Source organism: Salinisphaera aquimarina (assembly GCF_042643355.1).
Lineage (GTDB): Bacteria > Pseudomonadota > Gammaproteobacteria > Nevskiales > Salinisphaeraceae > Salinisphaera > Salinisphaera aquimarina.
This window is the reverse complement of record NZ_JBHRSS010000001.1, coordinates 128690-144963: the sequence shown is the minus strand read 5'-3', so window position 1 is coordinate 144963 and position 16274 is coordinate 128690. Positions and strand designations below refer to the sequence as shown.

The window sequence follows — 16274 nt, the reverse complement described above, 5'->3', positions numbered from 1 at the left end:
TACGCCGAAAACGACCTTTCATGTTCTTCCCCAAGCCGACCAGGAGCACATAATGAACCTGAATATCTCTGGGCATCATGTCGACATGACCGAAGCGCTGCACAACTACGTGTCCTCCAAAATGGAGCGCGTCGAGCGTCATTTCGATCACGTGATCGATGCCGAAATCGTGCTCGAAGTGGAAAAGTTGCGCCACAAGGCCGAAGCCACCATGCAGGTGCGCGGCGCCACGCTGCACGCAGAGTCGACCAAGGAAGACATGTACGCTGCCATCGACTGCATGGTCGACAAGCTCGACCGGCAGACGCTCCGGCACAAGGAAAAAGGACAGAATCACCACCAGCGACAGGCCCGGCATATCGATCCGGAAGTCGATTGACACGCCTTATAGCATTGTAAGTAAAGGAAGTTTATGAATATCGCCGATATCGTCGCACCCGAGCGGGTACGACTTGCAGATGACGTCCAGAGCAAGAAACGCGCGCTCGAGCAGCTGGCCGAGATCCTCACCCAGGGCACGCCCTATCTCACCGCCAGCGAGATCTTCAACGGTTTGATTGCGCGCGAAAAACTGGGCAGCACCGGTATCGGCGACGGCGTCGCCATCCCGCACGCCCGCATGAAGGGCGCCGATGAATGCATCGGCGCCTTCATGCGCCTGCCCCAGCCGGTGGATTTCGAATCCAACGACGAACAGCCCGTGGATCTGGTCTTCGGCCTGCTGGTGCCGGAGAAATCCACCGAGGAGCATCTCAACCTGCTGCGCAAGCTCGCCGAGATGTTCTCCGAAAGTCAGGCGCTGTCCGAATTGCGCGACGCCGCCGACGACGACAATCTGCACCGCGTGCTGATCGCCCGCGACAGCACGGGGTAGGACGCATGCCGGTGACCGGCGACGATCTGTTCGATGAATCGCCGGCCACGCGCCGGGTTGCGGTCGAAACCGTATTCAATCGGCTGAGATCGTCGCTCGGCCTGCACTGGCCCGAAGGCGGCGGTGGTACCGCCACGCTCGGCGCGACACGTCTGGACGGACGACGCGTGCCGATGGTGGGGTATCTCAACTTCATCCATCCGCCCCAGGTCCAGGTCATCGGCGAGCCCGAGATCGCCTATCTGGAGTCGATCGGCGACGATCAGTTGAGTCACGTGCTCGAACGGGTGACCGCGGGTGCTACCAAGCTCGTGGTCATCGCCGATGGGCGCGTGTTGCGCAAGGAAGTGCGCGCCGCCTTCGACGGCGCCGGCATCGCGGTGTTCGAAACCGCCGCCACCGCGCATCGATCCGCCTATCGCCTGCGGCATTTTCTAGGCGAGGCGCTGGCGCGCCAGATCACGGTGCACGGCGTCTTTCTGGAAGTGCTGTCGATCGGCCTGCTGCTCACCGGCGACTCGGGCGTGGGCAAGAGCGAGCTCGCCCTGGAGCTGGTCAACCGGGGCCATCGGCTGGTAGCCGACGACGCCCCCGAGTTCGCCCTGCTCGGCCCGGACGATCTCAACGGCGGCTGCCCGCCGGTGCTGCAGGATTTTCTCGAAGTGCGCGGCCTCGGTATTCTCAATATCCGCGCGATGTTCGGCGAGGCCGCGATCAAGCGGCGCAAGCAGCTGGGCCTGATCATCCGGCTGGTGCGCCCCAAGTCCGGGGTGCTCGATGCCCCCGACCGGCTGGCCGGCACGCGCACGATCCAGCGTCTGCTGGACGTGGAGATACCCGAGATCACCCTGCCGGTCGCGGTCGGCCATAATCTGTCGGTTCTGGTCGAGGCCGCCTGTCGCGATCATCTGCTGCGCATGCAGGGCCAGTACAGTGACGAGGAGTTCGCCTTGCGCCAGCACAAAGCCATACAGGAACCCACATCATGCGGCTGATCATCGTCAGCGGACTCGCCGGCGCCGGCAAATCGGTTGCGCTGCACATGCTCGAGGATCTGGGCTACTACTGCATCGACAATCTGCCCATGGGCCTGCTGCGCGAGGTCTCGGCGGCGACGCTCAAGAATCAGGGCCTGAATTTCGATCGCCTAGCGGTCGGCATCGATGCGCGCGCGCGCCGCGCCGAGATCGCCGGCTTTCCCGAGCGTGTGGAGGCGCTGCGCGCCGGCGGCATCGATATCGAAGTGATCTACCTGCACGCCGACAGCGAATCGATTCTGCGACGCTATTCCGAGACCCGGCGCAAGCATCCGCTCACCGATTCGGATACGTCGCTCATCGACGCCGTCGAAGCCGACCGGCGACTGCTGGAACCGATCGCCGCCAAGGCCGACGTCTCGATCGATACCAGCAACACCAATATCCACCAGCTGCGCGACATCATCCGCAACCGCGTGGAGGCCAGCCAGTCCGGCGAACTGTCGATTCTGGTGCAGTCGTTCGGCTTCAAGTACGGCGTGCCGCAGGCCGTCGATTTCGTGTTCGACGTACGCTGTCTGCCCAACCCGCACTGGGTGCCGGAACTGCGCGCACTGACCGGTCTGGACGCGCCGGTGGCCGAGCACCTCGCCGCCCAGCCGGCCACCGGCGCCATGCTCGACGATATCCACGGCTTTCTGGAGCGCTGGCTGCCCGAATTCGCACGCGAAAACCGCGCCTATGTCACCATTGCCATCGGCTGTACCGGCGGCAAGCATCGCTCGGTTTATCTGGTCGAACAGTTGGCGGCACGGCTGCGCGAACACTATGCCCAGACTCTGGTACGACATAATGAACTGCATTGATCAAGCCTCGACTCGGGCGCCGGAGCGGTCGGCGTGATTGGCGTGCTGCTGATCACCCACGGCAGTCTGGGCGCCCAGTTCGTCGACACTGTAACCGGCATGATCGGCGAGCTCTCGCGCCCGACGGAAGTGCTGGAGGTGCATCGTCACGACGACCCGGATGAACGCAGCCAGGCGGCGGCCGATGCCCTCGCCCGCCTGGATCAGGGCGATGGCGTGCTGATCATCACCGACGCCTTCGGCTCGACGCCCAGCAATATCGCCACCCGCGCGGCCAGCGTCAACGGCACGCGCGTGGTCGCCGGCATCAACCTGTCCATGCTCGTACGCGTCTACAATTATCCCCAGCTCGCGCTCGACGATCTCGCCGCCTCTGCCATCGAGGCCGGCCGGGCCGGCGTGATGCGCTGCCCGCAGGCCGATTGATGAGCCGTTCGTACCTCGTTTCGTATAAATAAAAAGTCAGACCCACTATGCCTACCCGCGAATTCGCCATCGTCAACAAACTCGGCCTGCACGCACGCGCGGCCAGCAAGTTCGTGACCGTCGCTTCACAGCATGAGGCCGATATCAAGGTCAGCAAGGACGGACGCGAGGTCTCGGGCAAGTCGATCATGGGTGTCATGATGCTGGCCGCCGCGCGCGGCAGCCGGATCGATGTAAGCGCCGAGGGCGAGGACGCCGAAGCGGCACTGAACGCGCTCGAGGAACTGGTACGCGATCGTTTCGGCGAGGGCCAGTAGCAATGCGTCGGTCCGTCGTCATCAAGCCGAGCAGCGCCGCGGCATGAGTCTCTGGCTCGCCGCCATCGGCGTATCGCGCGGAGTCGCCATCGGCGCGGTCCACCGCGTGCACGGCACCGACCTGGATATTCCCGAATATCACGTCGAGTCGAATGCCGTGGACGCCGAAGTCGCGCGCTTCGAAACCGCGCTCGACGATGCGCGCGGCCAGCTGGCCGCGATCCGCGAGCAGATTCCGGCGAACGCGCCCGCCGAGATCGGCGCCTTCATCGAAACGCATCTGCTGATGATGCAGGACAGCACGCTCACCGACACGGTGGCTGCGCTGATCCGCGAACACCGCTACAACGCCGAATGGGCGCTCAAGCGCCAGGCCGAGCATCTGACCGCGATGTTCGACCAGATGGACGACAGCTATCTGCGTACCCGTCGTGACGACGTCGTGCACGTGACCGCGCGTATTCAGCGCATCCTGCTCAAGCAGGAGCGCAGCATCGAGACACACGCCGAGGATGATGCCCCGCCGCCGGTGATCGTGGCCGACGAACTCACGCCCGCCGATATCATCCTGCTGCACCAGCAGGGCGTGGCCGCGTTCGTCACCGAGCACGGCGGCCCGCTCTCGCACAGCGCGATTCTCGCCCGCAGCCTGCGCATTCCCGCGATCGTGGGCATGCACAACGCACGCCGCATGCTGCTCGACGACGAAACCGTCATCGTCGACGGCGAGGCCGGCCATGTTCTCGCCGGCCCGGACGAGGCCGCGCTCGAGTTCTATCGGCATCGCCAGAAACGCGACGAGCGCTATCGGCGCATGCTCGGCATGCTCAAGGACGAAACCGCGGTCTCCACCGACGGTGTGCGCGTGCGCATGCTCGCCAACGTCGAGCTGCCCGACGACAGCAAGGACGCGGCCGATGTGGGCGCCGAGGGCATCGGCCTGTATCGTACCGAGTTCCTGTACATGAACCGGGAGGAGACGCCCGGCGAGGAAGAACAGCTGGCCGCCTATCGGCGTGTTCTGCGCTCTGTCGACGGACCGGTCACCATCCGCACTCTCGATCTGGGCGCGGACAAGACCATCGGCCGGGCGACCACCAAGACCTCGTCCAATCCGGCCCTGGGCCTGCGCGCGATCCGTCTGTGTCTCAAGGAGACGGATCTGTTCCGCACCCAGCTCAGGGCCCTGCTGCGCGCCTCGGCCGAGGGCGATCTGCAGATCATGCTGCCGATGGTCTCCAACATCCAGGAACTGCGCCAGACCCGGCATCTGATCGGCGAGGTGATGGAAGAACTCAAGCGCGACGGCCTGGATTTCGATGCCCAACTGCCGGTCGGCGCCATGATCGAAGTGCCGGCCGCGGCACTGTCCGCGCCGCTACTGGCGCGCTACTGCGATTTCTTCTCGATCGGCACCAACGACCTGATCCAGTACACCCTGGCCATGGATCGCATCGACGACGAGATCAATTATCTCTACGACCCGCTGCACCCGGCCGTGCTGCAGTTGATCCGCATGACCATCGAGGCCGGCGACGCCGCCGGCATCCCCGTGTCCATGTGCGGCGAGATGGCCTCGGACAAGCGCTATACCGCCCTGTTGCTGGGTCTGGGCCTGACCGAATTCTCCATGCATCCGGCCAGCGTGCTCGAGGTCAAGCGCGCGATCATGAGCGCGGATGTTGGCGCTCTCAAGGCCCGCACCGGCGAAATTCTCGCGCTGACCGACGCCCATGCCTATCGCGACGCGCTCGATACCCTCAGCCAACAGCTGGCGGGATAACGAAAACATCGCCCGCAACGGCCCCAGAGCAAGAAAATCCGGCTTTTTCTGCTATTTTGATTAGCAGTTGGCAGCGGCCGTCATGGCACGCTGCTTGCTGATCCAGCCGACGAATCCTCCTGCCTGCCGGAAAGCGCCCGATGAGCGACGCGAAGACCACTGAAGCCAAAATGGAATCCCGTCTCGTCGATCTCAACGAGGCGCTGGAATCCGGCCGCATGCGTCGCCTCAAGCCGATGCTGCATTCACTGCATCCGGCTGAAACCGCGCTGCTGCTGGAGTCGATTCCGCGTGCCAAGCGTGAGCTGGTCTGGCGACTGGTTCCGGACGAGGACCACGGCGAAACCCTGCTGCACGTCAACGACGAAGTGCGCTCGGAGCTGATCGACGCCCTCGATCACGACGTACTGCTGGCCGCCACCGAAGGCATGCCGATCGATGATCTCGCCGATCTCATCGAGGACCTGCCGGAACAGGTCACCCGCGAAGTGCTGCGCTCGATGGACGTGCAGAACCGCGACCGCCTCAATGCGGTGCTGTCCTACCCTTCGGACTCGGCCGGCGGCCTGATGAACAACGATACGGTCACGGTGCGCCCGGACGTGTCGCTGGACGTGGTCAGCCGTTATCTGCAGCAGCGCGGCACCCTGCCCGAAGACACCGAATCACTGTTCGTGGTCTCGCGCTACGGGCGTTATCTGGGCATGCTCACGCTCGCCAAGCTGGTGACGCTCGACCCCGAGCGCGATGTCTCGGAGGTCATGAACACCGACCTCGAGGCGCTGCCCGTGGACATGTCGGCTGCCCAGGTCGCCAAGCGTTTTCAGGATCTGGATCTGATCTCCGCGCCGGTGGTGGAGGACGACGGCCGCCTGGTCGGGCGGATCACCATCGACGACGTGGTCGACGTGATCCGCGACGAGGCCGAGCACAGCATCATGAGCATGGCCGGCCTCGACGAGGAAGAAGACGTATTCGCGCCGATCGCGCGCAGCGCGCGCCGGCGCGCGGTGTGGCTGGGCGCCAACCTGTTCACCGCGTTTCTCGCCGCCCAGGTGGTGGGCCTGTTCGAGGCGACGCTGTCACAGGTCGTGGCCCTGGCGGTGCTCATGCCAATCGTGGCCAGCATGGGCGGCATCGGCGGCTCGCAGACACTCACGCTGATGATCCGCGGCCTGTCGCTGGGCCAGATCGGCTTTGCCAACGCCCGCACCCTGTTGATCAAGGAACTGGCGGTGGCGGTGATCAACGGGCTGCTCTGGGGCGCGGTGGTCGGCGTGATCGCCCAGATCTGGTTCGGCAACTGGGTGCTGGGCGTGATCATCGCCGTGGCCCTGGTCATCAACCAGATCGGCGCGGCGATCGCTGGCGTGGCGATTCCGCTGGCGATGAAGAAGATGGGCATCGACCCGGCGCTGGCCGGCTCGGTCGTGCTCACGACCTTCACCGACGTCATCGGCTTCGGCGCCTTCCTGGGCCTCGGGACGCTGTTCCTGCTGCGCTGATCACGCTATTGCGCTTTCTTTCGCAAGTAAACGCGACCAAAGACAATACGATCGAGAAATACGAGACGCCAACGGCCGCTTCCTACATCGGCGGCGCGCTCTCCAGGTCTATCCGCAGATGACACAGATTGAAGACGGATCCCTATGAGTCGATCTGCCTGTGTCCTGAATCCGTGCAATCTGCGTCATCTGCGGATCAGCGCCCGCCCGTCTTCTTCGCGTTCATTTGCGGACAACGTCAAAGAACACGTCTTTCACTCGCCGGCAATGGTCATCGCGCCGATGAGCACCGACGGCGTACGCAACGGGCTCTGCATCTCCACATCGTTGCCGAGTGCTTCGACCGCGCCGTACATGTCGAGCAGGTTGCCGGCGATGGTGGCGTTCTCCACCGGATAGGCGATCTCGCCGTTTTCGACCCAGAACCCGGCCGCGCCGCGCGAGTAGTCACCGTTGACCAGATTCACCCCCTGCCCCATCAGCTCGGTGACGACCAGGCCGCGCCCCATGCCGGCCACCAGCGCATCGAAATCCTGGGCGCCCGGCGTCACATCCAGATTGAATACGCCGCCGGCGTTGCCGGTGCTGACCAGGCCCAGTCGACGCGCCGTATAAGCACTCAATAGATAGCCGCGCAGCACGCCGTCTTCCACCAGCGTGCGCTGCGTCGTGGCGACGCCGTCGGCGTCGAAGCCGGTGCTCGACAGGCCGCGCGGACGATGCGGGAACTGCGCCAGCGTGAGCGACGCGGCGCCGATGCGAGTATCGACCCGATCCTTGAGAAAACTGGCATCGCGATACAGTGCGCCGCCGCTGATCGCGCCGATCAGATGCCCCCAGAGACTGCGCGCCACGCGCGGCGTGAACAGCACCGGTGCGGTCGTGGTCGGCGGCGTGCGCGCACCCAGACGGGCCAGGGCGCGTTCCGCCCCGAGCCGGCCCACGGCCTCCACGCCGTCGAGTTCGGCGGCGACACGCGCCTGCGAAAACGCGACTTCGCGCTGCATGCCAGCGCCGTCGCGGGCAATCGGCTGACAGCTGAGTGCATGACGGCTGGCATGTTCGGCCGCCACGAAACCGTGACTGTTGCCATAGACAGACAGGCTGTCCTGGCTGGCCACGGTCGCGCCCTCGCTCTGGACGATGCGTGGATCGTGGTCGAGGGCGGCCGCCTCCAGCCGCAGGGCCAGCTCGAGCGCGTCGTCCGCGCCCAGCGACCAGGGATGATAAAGCGACAGATCAGGCCAGTCGCCGGCCATCAACTCGGCATCGGCCAGGCCCGCATAGGGATCGGCCTCGGTGAAGCGCGCGATGGTCAGCGCCTGGTCGAGGGCGGCATTCAGCCCTTTCGCGCTCAGGTCGGTCGTGGAGGCACTGCCGCTGCGCTTGTCGCGGTAGACGGTGATACTGGCCGCGCGATCCCCCTCGTATTCGACCGACTCGCGTGCCCGGGCCCGGGCAGACACCGACAACGCGCGCGAAGCGGACAGCGACGCCTCGGCCTGATCCGCGCCACCGGCACGGGCGCGCTCGAGCAGGTCCCGCAGTTGCTCGGTCAGCTGTCCGGCGTCCGGCAGCGTCCGTGTATCGGCGCTGCCGGTGTCGGCGTGCTCGGTGGTGGAAGTCAACTCAGTCATTTCGCATCCTTCAGCGCAAATGGGTTCGACGGTTCAGGCGACTGCCCGCGACGTGGCGGCACGGCGTGCACGGCCACCCGGCAATCGCCCCATGGTCAAATCATGGCGCGAACGGTAGCCCCGCAACGCCCCGGCGCGCAACGTCGGTATGCTATGGGACATGTCTCGTCCCGCTGTCGCTATTTCTCCGCGCAAGGCGCGCCTGGCCGGGCGGCGCCTGCTGTTTCGCCCGCGCTCGATCACCGGCCTGCTGCTCACCAGCTTCGCTCTGGTGGCGCTGCCGCTGATCGTGGCCATCGTATTCAGCGTGATCTATGTCGACCGGCTGACCGATCAAAGCGAACGCCTGGTTCTCCAGGGCGTGGAAGTCACGCGCTACAGCAAGCGCCTGAGCAGCCTGCTGATCGCCATGGAGCGCAGCACACGTCAGTACGAGGTGCTCGAGAGCGACGAACTGATCACTCGGTTCCAGCGCCAGGCCAGCGATTTCGACCAGATGATCGACGCCCTGGGCGCCCTCGAGCTCGATACCCTGCCCGACTGGAACCTCGATGCGCTGCGCAGCCAGACCCAGCACCTCGCCACGCAACTGTCCGGCCGGCCCGAGAACATCGAGCGCGCGATCGAACAACTCGGCGCCATGCAGCGCGAGACCGAGCTGATCGCCGACCAGGGCAATCTGTTCGTCGATCGGGAGCTGTCGCGTCTGCAGTCGACGGCTGCCAACGCGCGCACTTTCCTGCTGCTGTGCGTATTCGCGCTCATGCCCGGCGTGATCGTGCTCACCGCGTTCTTCGTGACCGTCATCTCACGGCCGCTGCGCCAGATCTCGGCGGCGGTAACCAAACTCGGCGACGGCGATTTCGAGCGGCGTATCCGTGTCTTCGCACCGGCCGCGGAACTGGACCAGCTCGGCTCGCGCCTCGACTGGATGCGCCGGCGTCTGGCGACACTGGAGAGCGAGAAACAGCAGTTCATCCGGCATATGTCGCACGAGCTCAAGACGCCGCTGGCCAGCATCCGCGAAGGCGCGGAATTGCTGCGCGATGGCACCGTCGGCGCGTTGACCGAATCCCAGGCCGAAGTCGCCGGAATATTGCAGCAGAATAGCCTCGAGCTGGCCAAGCTCATCGACAACCTGCTCGACTTTGCCGCCTGGCAGCAACAACACGCTAGACTGGAGTACGAGCGCTTTGATCTGAACGCGCTCTTCGAGGGGATCGTCGCCCGGCAACGGCTGACGATCGAGGGGAAACAGCTCGACGTCGTGATACCGGCCCGGCCGCTCACGATCACGGCTGACCGGGACCGTATGCATCTGATCATCGACAATCTGCTTGGCAATGCCGTCAAGTTTTCGCCGCCCGGCGGCCGCGTGACGCTGGCCGCCGAACGCGTGGGCGAAGCCACCCTGATCAGCGTGGCCGATCAGGGGCCGGGTGTATCTGCGCACGAACGCAGCGTGATCTTCGATGTCTTCTACCAGAGCCGTGAGAATCAGGCGCATGCGGATGGCGCACTGCGCGGCACCGGCATCGGCTTGTCGGTAGTGCTCGAATGCGTACAGGCGCACGCCGGTCGCATCGATGTCGACAGTGCCCCCGGCGGCGGGGCGCTGTTCAGAATTCATATTCCGGATCGTCATGCCGTTTGATCTACGCTACAACGCCCGCCGCGCCGGCATCGCCGTGTTGCTGGTGGCGACGATCGGCGGCTGTGCCCATGCGCCGCCCGAGGCGCCGGCGGACATTGCGCAGCGCCCGGTCGCCACACCTGGAAAGAGACCGGATCCGGCGCTGGCGCTGCTCGATTACGCACGCCGACTGCAGAACGCCACGCCAGAGCAGCGCGAGCAGCATGTGGTCACGGCGCGTCGTGCCGTCAGCGAGTACGCCGGCGCCAACAGCTTCGCACGGCTGGCCCTGGCCTACGGCACCCCCAACCAGCGTCGGTATACGCCGGACGAGGCCGCCCGCTATGCACAGCGGGCACTCGACGCCGAGGACAACCACTGGAGCCCCGCCGCCCGCCAGTATCTGAGCGACTGCGCGCGTCTCTATCAGGCGGTCGCGGACAACAACCAGACCACCGCGCCCGCGCACCAGGCCGAAGCCCGCCCGGAGGCTGCGCAAGACCAGGCAACGCAAGCGGCTGGCCGACAGGCGCGGGCGGATTCCAATGCCCGCGCCGATGCCGATCGCGCACACATCGCCCGGCTGCAGGCGCAACTCGACGAGGCCCATCGCAAGCTGCGCGAACTGGCCAACATCGAAGACCGACTGGGCGATACCGAGCCATGACGGCACGTAGCGGCAACATCCTGCTGGTGGACGATGATCCGAGCCTGCGCCGGCTGCTTGCACTGCGCATCGAGAGCGCCGGCCATACGGTCGAAACCGTCGACAGCGGTGCCGCGGCATTGCGCGCACTGGATGAATTCGCGGCCGACTGTGTCATAACCGATCTACGCATGGACGGCATGGACGGCATCGCCCTGCTCGAGCGCCTGACCGAGGAAAGGCCGACCCTGCCGGTGATTCTGATCACCGCGCACGGCACGATTCCGGAGGCCGTGAGTGCGACCCAGCGCGGCGCCCTGGATTTTCTCGCCAAGCCGGTCGACAAGGACATGCTGCTCTCGCGCATCGAGCAGGCGCTCGGCCACACCGGCCTCGCCGGTGATGACTGGCGCAAGATATGGCACAAGCGCATCGTCACCCGCTCGCCGGTCATGCATCGGCTGCTCGAGGAGGCACGGCTGGTCGCCGACAGCGATACCAGCGTACTGATCACCGGCGACTCCGGCACCGGCAAGGAAGTGCTGGCCCGCAGCCTGCATGACGCGAGTCCACGCAAGGCCGCCCCTTTTGTCGCCATCAACTGCGGCGCCATGCCGGAGCAGCTGCTGGAATCGGAACTGTTCGGCCACGAGAAAGGTGCGTTCACCGACGCCAAGCAGGCGCAGCAGGGCCTGTTTCGAAGCGCCGAAGGCGGCACCGTGTTTCTCGACGAGATCGGCGACATGCCGCTGGCCCTGCAGGTGAAACTGCTGCGGGTGCTCCAGGAGCGCGAGGTCCGGCCGGTGGGCGCGGCACGCGCTCTGCCGGTCAACGTCCGGGTGATCTCGGCGACGCATCGCAATCTCACCCAATCGATCGAGGACAACCGGTTCCGCGAGGATCTGTATTACCGCCTCGCCGTGGTCACGCTCGGCCTGCCCGGCCTGCGCGAACGCCCGGAAGATATCGCCCCGCTGGCCCGGCATTTCCTGGAAAGCCTTGCGCGCCGCAACGGACGTCGTACCAAGATCTACGCGCCGGACGCGATGGAACTGCTGTGCGCCCACAACTGGCCGGGTAATATCCGACAGCTTTCCAACGTGGTCGAGCAGAACGTGGCGCTCACCCGCGGGCATATCATTTCCGCGCAGTCCGTGGAGAAGGCACTGGCCGGCCAGGCGGGTCGGCGGGAACGTTCCCAAACGCTCATGCCGTTGGCCGAGGCACGCGACGCGTTCGTGCGCGACTACCTCATCCAGCTGTTGCGAATCGCCGACGGCAACGTCGCCCGTAGCGCGCGTCTGGCCAAACGCAATCGCACCGAGTTCTACAAGCTGCTCAACCGCCACGAGATCGACCCCGCCCTGTACAAGAGCTGATCGAAGAGGGCTGTTGCCCATAAACGACGTCTTTCGTCAGCCCGGAACTGAAAATGTCGCCAAATGGCGACATTTTTTTTACTTTTATTTCCGACAGTTATCTTTTTTATCGCTTATATGTCGCTTACAGGCAACGGATTCGATGCATTGACTGGCATTTTTCGGCACCACGCCTGACCGGCGATCAAGAAACACACCCAAACGACTGTTTTATATATATTTAAAAAACATGGCACGGGGGTTGCTCTAGTCTCCATCAGATACGCAGTTTCGAGTCCTCGGATTTTATGAAGAAACGCTACGCAGTCATCGCCGGCATGGCATTCGCGATTCCGTTTGGTGCTGCCAGTTCAGTCCACGCAGCGGACGCCGCCAGTCAGGCTGCCGCATCCTGGGCGACCATGGACGCCAATACGGATGGCGCGCTTTCGCCGGAGGAAGTATCGGCGACACCGTGGCAGGCGAAGTTCGATGCCATGGATGCCAACGGCGACGGCAAAGCGACCAAGAAGGAATTCAAGGGCTACATGGCCAACATGAAGAAGACACAGAAACAACACAAAGCCAGCAACGGCAATATGTAGGAGTCGATTTCGGCAGCATGCGCTGCCTCACTGTTTCGCTCGGCCGGGCCGACGTCTCCCGGTCCCCCCTCGTGCCTCGACGTGGTACGGCCCGGTCAGAGCGAAATTTCCAATAGCACTGCGGTGCTTAATGTTTTCGCTGGGTCGGGCTGTCGTCTCCCGGTCCCCCCTCGTGCCTCGGCGTGGTACGGTCCGGCTCCAGCGAAATTTACGACAACGGCAAGACGGCTTGCCCATGTTTTTCGCTTGATCGCGTCGGCGTCTTCCGGTCCCCCTCGTGTTTCGACGTGGTTAGATTCGGTCAATGCGAAACTTCAAAGACCGCTCCGGCGGTCTTTTTTTTGCCCGACATTCTCGTGACCGGCGCGTCCGCAAGCCCCGGCCGCCGTGACCACGACACGCCCGAATGTGCGCCTGCAACGAAAGGCATCCGCCAGGCAAGAGGTCGAACGTCGGAAAGCGTCCGGGCTACCGAATCACGGCGACCCGCGACCCGTTGCGGGCCACCATCAACAGGTCAATCAGCTCGGGGCACGGGCCTCGAGTGCTGCCAGTAGCTTGCCGTGGATGCCGCCGAACCCGCCGTTGCTCATCACAATGACGGTGTCGCCCGCCTGGGCGCTATCGGCTACCGCCTCGACCAATGCGTCGAGATCGTCTTCGCTGACGAGGGTATGGCCGCGATCGGCGAACACGGCCCGCGCATCCCAATCCAGACCGGCGTCATAAAGGAACACCTGGTCGGCCGCGGCGAAGCTTGCGGCCAGCGTCTGTGCGTGCACACCGCGGCGCATGGTGTTCGATCGTGGCTCGAACACGGCCAGAATGCGCCCGGCCTCGGAATCGGCTTCTGCCGCGGCGCGCACGCCTTCCAGCGTGCTTGTGATCGCCGTGGGGTGATGCGCGAAATCGTCGAATACGCGAATGCCGTTGGGCGAGCCCCGCAGTTCCATGCGCCGCTTGACGCCCTTGAAGACGGTCAACGCCTCGATCGCCACGGCCGGCGTGACGCCGACGTGGCGTGCCGCCGCCATCGCCGCCAACGCGTTGGCCTGATTGTGCGCACCCGTCAGCGACCAGCACAGCTCGCCCACGATCTCGCCGGCCAGCCGTATCCGAAGCCGGCGACCGTCCGCGGCCAATGGCTCGGCCTGCCATGCGCCGTCGCCACCAAAGCCCAGTGTTGGCGTCCAGCAGCCGCGTTCGATCACGTCCGCCAGCTCGGCGTCCTCGGCGTTGCAGATGATCTGACCGGTGCTGGGCACGGTCCGCACCAGATGATGGAACTGGCGCTTGATCGCTTCCAGATCATCGAAGATATCGGCGTGGTCGAATTCCAGATTGTTGAGGATCAGCGTGCGCGGTCGGTAGTGCACGAACTTGGATCGCTTGTCGAAGAACGCGGTGTCGTATTCATCCGCCTCGACCACGAAAAAATCGCTCTCCCCCATGCATGCCGACTGGCCCAGATCCGCGGCGATGCCACCGATCAGATAGCCCGGCGCCAGGCCCGCGTACTGCAGAATATGCGCCAACATGCTCGATGTAGTGGTCTTGCCGTGGGTGCCGGCCACGGCCAGCACCCAGCGCGATTCAAGTACGTTCTCGGCCAGCCACTGCGGCCCGGACGCATAGCGCAGCCCGGCGTCGAGCACGTATTCCACCGCCGGGTTGCCGCGGGTCATCGCGTTGCCGATCACGACCTGATCGGGCGCGGGCTGCAGATGCGCGGGGTCGTAACCCTCCATCACCTGGATGCCGGCATCCGCCAGCTGCGTACTCATCGGCGGATACAGGCCCGCATCGGAGCCGGTTACGCGATGGCCGGCGGCCCGTGCCAGCAGCGCGACGCCGGCCATGAAGGTGCCGCCGATTCCCAGAATATGAACATGCATGCAAAGGTCTCCGGTCGCGCTAGCCCAGGATGGAAAAGACGAAAAGCAGCAGGATCTCGAACGCCATGGCAGCGCCAAAACCCAGCCACAGCCCCGCATCCAGCGCGTGCCGGTAGATATGACTGTAGATCGCAAGCCCCCAGAAACCCATGGCCACATAGGCGAAGGTAACGACCGCCGGCGGCATCGGCACGCTCTGCGGATCGCTGGCGTGGCTGATCGCCTGCAGATACGGCGCCATCACCTGGGTAGGCGCCAGCATTACCAGCGTGAGCACCGCGCCGGAGGCAAACAGGGCGGTCGCCGTCTGGGCAAAGCGGGCCGGCAGTTTGCGCACGCGCAGCACGCTTTGCACGTAGAGCGCGAGCAAGACCGTCGCGACCACGGCCTGAAAGGCCGCGCGGCCGCTCGGCGCGATCAACCCGACCTGGATGAACAGCAGGATACAATAGGCCGCGGCGCTGCCCACGAGCGCGGTCGAGTCCCCGGGCATATCCTGGGGGCCTCGACGCAGCAGCATCAGTTCGATTATTCGTCGCGCGAAGACCATCAACAATTCATCCTGATAAAAGCCGGAAACAAGCCTGCCGCATGATACCGAAGCCGCCCGAACACGTCGCCACGATTACCGATGCATCGACCCTGCGCGAATTCTGCGCGCGCATGCGCGCGCGTGACTGGGTCGCCATCGACACCGAATTCCTGCGCGAGAGCACCTATTATCCCAAGCTGTGTCTCGTGCAGATCGCCGATCGTGAAGAGATCGGCCTGATCGACGTGCTCGTCATCGACGATCTCGGCCCGCTCGCCGATCTGCTGTCGGATCCTCGCGTGCTGAAGGTGTTTCATTCCGCCGAACAGGATCTGGAAGTGCTGTCGCAGCGCTTTGGCCCGGTTCCGGCGCCGCTGTTCGACACCCAGATCGCGGCTGCCCTCGTGGGCCAGGACGATCAGATGGGCTATGCACGGCTGATCACCGCCCTGCTCGAGGTCGACCTGCCCAAGACCCACACGCGCACCGACTGGAGCCGACGGCCGCTGCCCGACGGCGCGCTCGATTATGCCGCCGACGACGTGCGCTACCTCGCCGTCGCCTACGAAGTGATCTGCACGCAGCTCAACGAACTCGGCCGTGCCGCATGGCTGACCGACGATTTTCAGCAGTTGGCCGATCCCGCCCGTTTCAACATCGATACCACCCGCGCCTGGCGCCGACTCAAGCACTGGCATCGCATGCCAGCCGCCCAGCAGCAGGTGCTGGCCGAGCTGGCCGACTGGCGCGAACGCGAAGCCATGCGCGCCAACCGACCGCGCAAATGGGTGCTGGCGGACGACGCGCTGAGCGATATCGCGCGCGTACGGCCGACCGATATGCAAGCGCTGGAGGCGATTGCCACGCTGCCCGGCAAGACCGCCGCCCGACATGGCAGCGATCTCATCGCCTGCGTAGAGCGCGCTGGACAACGCAAGGCCGAACCGCTGGCTGCCGTACCCGAGCCGCCCAGCGGCCAGGAAAAAGCGCGTATCCGGGCCGGCATGGATCGGCTGGGCGAATGCGCCGAGGCCATCGGTGTCGCCGCCAATGTGCTGGCCAGCCGCAAGGAAGTCGCCGCGATCGTGGCCGGCGAACGCGATACCCGACTGCTACGCGGCTGGCGCGCCCGCGCAGCCGGCGACGATGTGCTCGCGACCATAAAAAACGCCGAAGTCGAACACGACTCCGGCGCAGGCTGAATCGGCACCCCGGCGCGG

The 16274-nt window shown here is 64.9% G+C and carries 16 protein-coding genes; 13 read left to right on the top strand and 3 right to left on the bottom strand.

Features of this window, described 5'->3' with window-relative positions:
- Positions 1 to 52 precede the first annotated feature (52 nt).
- The 8 genes from hpf (at position 53) to mgtE (ending at position 6748) form a co-directional block, all read left to right on the top strand.
- On the top strand, positions 53 to 379 hold the full coding sequence (gene hpf / locus ACFOSU_RS00655) for a ribosome hibernation-promoting factor, HPF/YfiA family (protein WP_380685414.1): 327 nt from the start codon (positions 53 to 55) through the stop codon (positions 377 to 379).
- A gap of 33 nt (positions 380 to 412) precedes the next feature.
- Entirely contained in the window at positions 413 to 874 is a 462-nt protein-coding gene (gene ptsN, locus ACFOSU_RS00650) for a PTS IIA-like nitrogen regulatory protein PtsN (RefSeq protein WP_380685412.1), read from the top strand.
- 5 nt (positions 875 to 879) lie between these two features.
- On the top strand, positions 880 to 1869 hold the full coding sequence (gene hprK, locus ACFOSU_RS00645; protein WP_380685410.1) for an HPr(Ser) kinase/phosphatase: 990 nt from the start codon (positions 880 to 882) through the stop codon (positions 1867 to 1869).
- Complete coding sequence (rapZ, locus tag ACFOSU_RS00640; protein ID WP_380685408.1) at positions 1860 to 2717, top strand: RNase adapter RapZ; 858 nt, start codon at positions 1860 to 1862, stop codon at positions 2715 to 2717. The genes hprK and rapZ overlap by 10 nt, the downstream gene beginning before the upstream one ends.
- Positions 2718 to 2750: 33 nt before the next feature.
- Positions 2751 to 3143, top strand: coding sequence for a PTS sugar transporter subunit IIA (locus ACFOSU_RS00635; RefSeq protein WP_380685406.1), 393 nt, complete (start codon positions 2751 to 2753; stop codon positions 3141 to 3143).
- A 47-nt stretch (positions 3144 to 3190) separates the two neighbouring features.
- Positions 3191 to 3460 carry an HPr family phosphocarrier protein gene (locus tag ACFOSU_RS00630; RefSeq protein ID WP_380685404.1) on the top strand — a complete coding sequence of 90 codons (270 nt, stop codon included), beginning with the start codon at positions 3191 to 3193 and terminating at the stop codon, positions 3458 to 3460.
- Between the two features lie 43 nt (positions 3461 to 3503).
- Positions 3504 to 5243 (top strand): phosphoenolpyruvate--protein phosphotransferase, encoded by a 1740-nt coding sequence (gene ptsP / locus ACFOSU_RS00625; RefSeq protein WP_380685402.1) that lies wholly within the window; start codon positions 3504 to 3506, stop codon positions 5241 to 5243.
- 140 nt (positions 5244 to 5383) lie between these two features.
- A complete protein-coding gene (gene mgtE / locus ACFOSU_RS00620) occupies positions 5384 to 6748 on the top strand; it encodes a magnesium transporter (protein WP_380685399.1) in 1365 nt (454 codons plus the stop codon).
- Positions 6749 to 7002: 254 nt separating this feature from the next.
- Here mgtE and pmbA read toward each other — a convergent pair whose 3' ends face one another.
- Positions 7003 to 8385: a metalloprotease PmbA gene (gene pmbA / locus ACFOSU_RS00615; protein ID WP_380685397.1), complete on the bottom strand. Its 1383-nt coding sequence runs from the start codon at positions 8383 to 8385 to the stop codon at positions 7003 to 7005.
- Between the two features lie 160 nt (positions 8386 to 8545).
- Here pmbA and ACFOSU_RS00610 point away from each other — a divergent pair, with 160 nt between their 5' ends.
- The 4 genes from ACFOSU_RS00610 (at position 8546) to ACFOSU_RS00595 (ending at position 12627) form a co-directional block, all read left to right on the top strand.
- Positions 8546 to 10039 carry a sensor histidine kinase gene (locus tag ACFOSU_RS00610; protein ID WP_380685395.1) on the top strand — a complete coding sequence of 498 codons (1494 nt, stop codon included), beginning with the start codon at positions 8546 to 8548 and terminating at the stop codon, positions 10037 to 10039.
- Positions 10029 to 10685, top strand: coding sequence for a hypothetical protein (locus ACFOSU_RS00605; protein ID WP_380685392.1), 657 nt, complete (start codon positions 10029 to 10031; stop codon positions 10683 to 10685). The genes ACFOSU_RS00610 and ACFOSU_RS00605 overlap by 11 nt, the downstream gene beginning before the upstream one ends.
- Positions 10682 to 12043 (top strand): sigma 54-interacting transcriptional regulator, encoded by a 1362-nt coding sequence (locus ACFOSU_RS00600; protein ID WP_380685390.1) that lies wholly within the window; start codon positions 10682 to 10684, stop codon positions 12041 to 12043. The genes ACFOSU_RS00605 and ACFOSU_RS00600 overlap by 4 nt, the downstream gene beginning before the upstream one ends.
- Before the next feature lie 287 nt (positions 12044 to 12330).
- Positions 12331 to 12627, top strand: coding sequence for a hypothetical protein (locus ACFOSU_RS00595; protein WP_380685388.1), 297 nt, complete (start codon positions 12331 to 12333; stop codon positions 12625 to 12627).
- 521 nt (positions 12628 to 13148) lie between these two features.
- Here the strand turns inward: ACFOSU_RS00595 and mpl are convergent.
- Positions 13149 to 14522, bottom strand: coding sequence for a UDP-N-acetylmuramate:L-alanyl-gamma-D-glutamyl-meso-diaminopimelate ligase (gene mpl / locus ACFOSU_RS00590; RefSeq protein ID WP_380685386.1), 1374 nt, complete (start codon positions 14520 to 14522; stop codon positions 13149 to 13151).
- A 19-nt stretch (positions 14523 to 14541) separates the two neighbouring features.
- A complete protein-coding gene (locus ACFOSU_RS00585; RefSeq protein ID WP_380685384.1) occupies positions 14542 to 15015 on the bottom strand; it encodes a hypothetical protein in 474 nt (157 codons plus the stop codon).
- 98 nt (positions 15016 to 15113) lie between these two features.
- On the opposite strand from ACFOSU_RS00585, the gene rnd reads away from it, so the two are divergent.
- Positions 15114 to 16256 (top strand): ribonuclease D, encoded by a 1143-nt coding sequence (gene rnd, locus ACFOSU_RS00580; RefSeq protein ID WP_380685382.1) that lies wholly within the window; start codon positions 15114 to 15116, stop codon positions 16254 to 16256.
- Positions 16257 to 16274 lie beyond the last annotated feature (18 nt).